The sequence below is a fragment of the Xenophilus sp. genome (assembly GCF_044462705.1).
In the GTDB taxonomy this organism is placed as follows: Bacteria; Pseudomonadota; Gammaproteobacteria; order Burkholderiales; family Burkholderiaceae_C; genus Xenophilus; species Xenophilus azovorans.
Genome location: NZ_JBIQNC010000272.1, coordinates 1 through 5,435 on the forward strand (window position 1 = coordinate 1; position 5,435 = coordinate 5,435).

Consider the following 5,435-nt stretch of genomic DNA (forward strand, 5'->3'; position numbering starts at 1 on the left):
GCGCGCTCCTGGCCGCCGATCAGGCGCAGCACCGTGGTCTTGCCGCCGCCGGAGGCGCCCATCAGCGCCGTGACGCTGCCGCGCGGCGCGCTGAACGACACGCCATCGAGGATGGCGCGGTCGCTGTACGCGAAATGCACGTCACGGAATTCGACCAGCGGCGCAGTCAAGGGCGAAAAGTTCCTTCCAACAGAAAAGCCGGGGTACCTGGTGGCATCCCGGCTTGGGCATTGGGCAATGATAAGGGAAGCGCCGGCGCCCGCCCTGCCCCCTCCAAGGGAACAGAGCGTTTCCGCGGCGGCAACGTCAGCGCGGCAGGTCGCTGAACCCCATCAGGAATTCGTCCACCGCGCGCGCGGCCTGGCGGCCCTCGCGGATCGCCCAGACGACCAGCGACTGGCCGCGGCGCATGTCGCCCGCCGCGAAGACCTTCTCCACGTTCGTGGCGTAGCCACCGGTGAAGTCCACGGTCGCCTTGGCGTTGCCGCGGGCATCCTTCTCGATGCCGAAGGCGTCCAGCACCGGCGCGACCGGGCTGACGAAGCCCATCGCCAGCAGCACCAGGTCGGCCTTGTAGGTCTTCTCGGTGCCGGGCACCTCGACGAACCTGCCGTCCTTGAACTCCACCTGCACCGTCTTCAGGCCCGTGACCTTGCCCTTCTCGCCGATGAACTCCTTGGTGGAGATGGCGAACTCGCGCTCGCAGCCCTCCTCGTGGCTGGAGCTGGTGCGCAGCTTGTAGGGCCAGTAAGGCCACACCAGCGGCTTGTTCTCCTGCTCGGGCGGCATGGGCATCAGCTCGAACTGGGTGACGCTCGCCGCGCCGTGGCGGTTGCTGGTGCCCACGCAGTCGGAGCCGGTGTCGCCGCCGCCGATCACGATGACGTGCTTGCCGTCGGCGCGCAGCTGGCCCTTGACCTTGTCGCCGGCGTTGACGCGGTTCTGCTGCGGCAGGAACTCCATGGCGAAGTGGATGCCGTCCAGCTCGCGGCCGGGCGCCGGCAGGTCGCGCGACTGCTCGGCGCCGCCGGTCAGCAGCACCGCGTCGAACTCCTTCTTCAGCTGCTCGGGCGTGACGATCTCCTTCGCCAGGTTGGTGACCTTGGAGCCCTTGCCCAGCGGGTCCTTGGCGGCGCCGACCACCACGCCGGTGCGGAAGACGACGCCCTCGGCCTTCATCTGCTCGACGCGGCGGTCGATGTGCGACTTCTCCATCTTGAAGTCGGGGATGCCGTAGCGCAGCAGGCCGCCGACGCGGTCGTTCTTCTCGAACAGGGTCACGTCGTGGCCGGCGCGCGCCAGCTGCTGCGCCGCGGCCATGCCGGCCGGGCCGGCGCCGACCACGGCGACCTTCTTGCCCGTCTTGTGGCGTGCCGGGCGCGGCACCACCCAGCCCTCTTCCCAGGCACGGTCGATGATGGCGTGCTCGATCGACTTGATGCCGATGGGATCGTTGTTGATGTTCAGCACGCAAGCCGCCTCGCAGGGCGCGGGGCAGATGCGGCCGGTGAACTCCGGGAAGTTGTTGGTGCTGTGCAGCACCTCGATGGCGCTGGCCCAGTCCTGCCGGTACACCAGGTCGTTGAAGTCCGGGATGATGTTGTTGACCGGGCAGCCGTTGTTGCAGAACGGCGTGCCGCAGTCCATGCAGCGCGCGCCCTGGATCTTCGCCTGCTCCTGGTCGAGGCCGACGACGAACTCCTTGTAGTGCTTCACGCGCTCGGGGACGGGCTTGTAGCCCTCCTCGATGCGCTCGTATTCCATGAAGCCGGTGATCTTTCCCATCGTGCGTTCCTGTTCTTTCTCGGTGTTCAGACGGCGGCTTCGGCCGGGCGCGTGGCGTGCGGCTCCAGGCCGACGTGCGCGTTGTTGCCGCTGCTGGTCAGCTCGACGCGGCGGTCGTGGATCTCCGCCAGGGCGCGCTTGTACTCGTTGGGGAAGACCTTCACGAACCGGGTGCGGGCCAGCGCCCAGTCGTCCAGCAGCTCGCGCGCGCGCTTGCTGCCGGTCCAGCGGTGGTGCGACTCCAGCAGGCGGCGCAGCTGCGCCTCGTCGGTCTCGCCGGCGTGCCAGTGCTTGCGATGCACGGTGGCCGTCTGCTCGGCGCTGGTGAGCACCTTCTCCAGCGTCACCATCGCCATGTTGCAGCGCGAGGCGAACTGGCCGTCCTCGTCGTACACGTAGGCCACCCCGCCGCTCATGCCGGCGGCGAAGTTGCGGCCGGTCTTGCCCAGCACGGCGACGGTGCCGCCGGTCATGTACTCGCAGCCGTGGTCGCCGGTGCCCTCCACCACCGCGGTGGCGCCCGACAGGCGCACCGCGAAGCGCTCGCCCGCCACGCCGGCCAGGAAGGCCTCGCCGGTGGTGGCGCCGTACAGCGCCGTGTTGCCGACGATGATGTTGCGCACGGCGTCGCCGCGGAAATCCAGGCTGGGGCGCACCACCACCCGGCCGCCCGACAGGCCCTTGCCGGTGTAGTCGTTGGCCTCGCCGATCAGGTACAGCGTGATGCCCCGCGCCAGGAAGGCGCCGAAGGACTGGCCGCCCGTGCCCTCGAGCTGGATGCGGATGGAGTCGTCGGGCAGGCCTTCGGGGTGCACCTTGGTCAGCGCACCCGAGAGCATCGCGCCCACCGAGCGGTTGACGTTGCGCACCGTCTCGATGAACTGCACCTTCTCGCCCTTGTCGATGGCCGGGCGCGAGCGCTCGATCAGGCGCTGGTCCAGGCTCTTCTCCAGGCCGTGGTCCTGGTTCTCGACGTGAAAGCGCGGCACGTCGGCCGGCACCTGCGGCTGGGCGAACAGGCGCGAGAAGTCCAGCCCGCGCGCCTTCCAGTGCTCGATACCCTTCTTCATGTCCAGCAGGTCGGAGCGGCCGATCAGGTCGTCGAACTTGCGGATGCCCAGTTGTGCCATGAGCTGGCGCACTTCCTCGGCGACGAAGAAGAAGTAGTTGACGACGTGCTCGGGCCGGCCGGCGAACTTCTTGCGCAGCACCGGGTCCTGCGTGGCCACGCCCACCGGGCAGGTGTTGAGGTGGCACTTGCGCATCATGATGCAGCCCTCGACCACCAGTGGCGCGGTGGCGAAGCCGAACTCGTCGGCGCCCAGCAGCGCGCCGATGACGACGTCGCGGCCGGTCTTCATCTGGCCGTCGGCCTGCACGCGGATGCGGCCGCGCAGGCGGTTGAGCACCAGCGTCTGCTGGGTCTCGGCCAGGCCGATCTCCCAGGGGCTGCCGGCGTGCTTGATGGACGACCAGGGCGAGGCGCCGGTGCCGCCGTCGTGGCCGGCGATCACGACGTGGTCGCTCTTGCACTTGGCCACGCCCGCGGCGATGGTGCCCACGCCCACCTCGCTCACCAGCTTGACGCTGATGGAGGCGTGCGGCGCCACGTTCTTCAGGTCGTGGATGAGCTGCGCCAGGTCCTCGATGGAGTAGATGTCATGGTGCGGCGGCGGGCTGATCAGGCCCACGCCGGGCACCGAGTAGCGCTGCTTGCCGATGTACTCGGTGACCTTGCCGCCGGGCAGCTGGCCGCCCTCGCCGGGCTTGGCGCCCTGCGCCATCTTGATCTGCACCTGGTCGGCCGAGGCCAGGTACTCGGCCGTGACGCCGAAGCGGCCCGAGGCCACCTGCTTGATGCGCGAGCGCAGCGAGTCGCCCTCGTTCAGCGGCAGGTCCACCTCGACGTTCTCGGCGCCGATCTCGCTCTTGAGCGTGGCCCCTTGCTTGATCGGGATGCCCTTGAGCTCGTTGCGGTAGCGCGCCGGGTCCTCGCCGCCCTCGCCGGTGTTGCTCTTGCCGCCGATGCGGTTCATGGCGATGGCCAGCGTGGAGTGCGCCTCGGTGCTGATCGAGCCCAGCGACATGGCGCCGGTGGCGAAGCGCTTGACGATCTCGGAGGCCGGCTCGACCTCATCGACCGGGATGGCCTGCGCCGGGTCGAAGCGGAACTCGAACAGGCCGCGCAGCGTCAGGTGGCGGCGGCTCTGGTCGTTGATGATCTGCGCGTATTCCTTGTAGGTGCCGAAGTTGTTGGCGCGGGTGGAGTGCTGCAGCTTGGCGATGGCGTCGGGCGTCCACATGTGGTCCTCGCCGCGGGTGCGCCAGGCGTATTCGCCGCCGGCGTCCAGCATGTTGGCGAGCACCGGGTCGTCGCCGAAGGCGGCCTTGTGCATGCGGATCGCTTCCTGCGCGATCTCGAACACGCCGATGCCTTCCACGCGGCTGGCCGTGCCGGTGAAGTACTTGGCCACCGTCTCGCTGTTCAGGCCGATGGCCTCGAAGAGCTGGGCGCCGCAGTAGCTCATGTACGTCGACACGCCCATCTTGGACATGATCTTCGACAGGCCCTTGCCGATCGCCTTGACGTAGTTGTAGACGGCCTTGTCGGCCGACAGCGCGCCCGGCAGGTCCTTGTGCATCGCCACCAGGGTTTCCATCGCCAGGTAGGGGTGCACGGCCTCGGCGCCGTAGCCGGCCAGCACGGCGAAGTGATGCACCTCGCGCGCGGTGCCCGTCTCCACCACCAGGCCCGCCGCGGTGCGCAGGCCCTCGCGCACCAGGTGCTGGTGGATGGCCGACAGCGCCAGCAGCGCCGGGATGGCGACCTGCGTGCGGCTCATCGCGCGGTCGCTGACGATCAGGATGTTCCTGCCGCCCTTGATGGCGTCCACCGCCTCGGCGCACAGCGACGCGAGCTTGGCCTCCACCCCCTCGTGGCCCCAGGCCAGCGGGTAGGTGATGTCCAGCGTGTAGCTCTTGAACTTGCCCTGCGTGTGCGTCTCGATCTCGCGCAGCTTGCCCATGTCCTGGAAGTCCAGGATGGGCTGGCTCACCTCCAGGCGCATCGGCGGGTTGACCTGGTTGATGTCCAGCAGGTTGGGCTTGGGGCCGATGAAGGACACCAGCGACATCACGATCGCCTCGCGGATCGGGTCGATCGGCGGGTTGGTCACCTGCGCGAACAGCTGCTTGAAGTAGTTGTACAGCGGCTTGTTCTTGCCCGAGAGCACGGCCAGCGGGCTGTCGTTGCCCATCGAGCCGATGCCCTCCTCGCCGTTGGTGGCCATCGGCGCCATCAGGAAGCGGATGTCCTCCTGCGTCATGCCGAAGGCCTGCTGGCGGTCCAGCAGCGTGCCCGGCTCGGACACCGGGATGTCGCTGGCGTTCGGCTCCACGTCGTCCAGGCGGATGCGCAGGTTCTCGATCCACTGCTTGTAGGGCTTGCTGTGGGCCAGCGTCGCCTTGACTTCCTCGTCGTCGATCATGCGGCCCTGGTCGAGGTCGATCAGGAACATCTTGCCCGGCTGCAGGCGCCACTTGCGCACGATCTTGGCCTCGGGCACCGGCAGCACGCCGGACTCGGAGGCCATGATGACCAGGTCGTCGTCGGTCACGCAGTAGCGCGAGGGGCGCAGGCCGTTGCGGTC

The 5,435-nt window shown here is 68.7% G+C and carries 3 protein-coding genes; all 3 read right to left on the reverse strand.

Annotation, left to right across the window (positions count from 1 at the left end; genetic code table 11):
* On the reverse strand, positions 1-170 hold a 170-nt coding region (locus tag ACIY1X_RS24395; protein ID WP_399685733.1), incomplete at its 3' end, for an ATP-binding cassette domain-containing protein.
* Positions 171-306: 136 nt separating this feature from the next.
* A complete protein-coding gene (locus ACIY1X_RS24400; protein ID WP_399685728.1) occupies positions 307-1,785 on the reverse strand; it encodes a glutamate synthase subunit beta in 1,479 nt (492 codons plus the stop codon).
* Between the two features lie 26 nt (positions 1,786-1,811).
* The coding region (locus ACIY1X_RS24405; RefSeq protein ID WP_399685730.1) for a glutamate synthase-related protein at positions 1,812-5,435 on the reverse strand (3,624 nt) is incomplete at its 5' end.

Coding starts and splice junctions, on each gene's coding strand:
- ACIY1X_RS24400 (WP_399685728.1), bottom strand. CDS start 1,785: ATGGGAAAGATCACCGGCTTCATGGAATACGAGCGCATCGAGGAGGGC.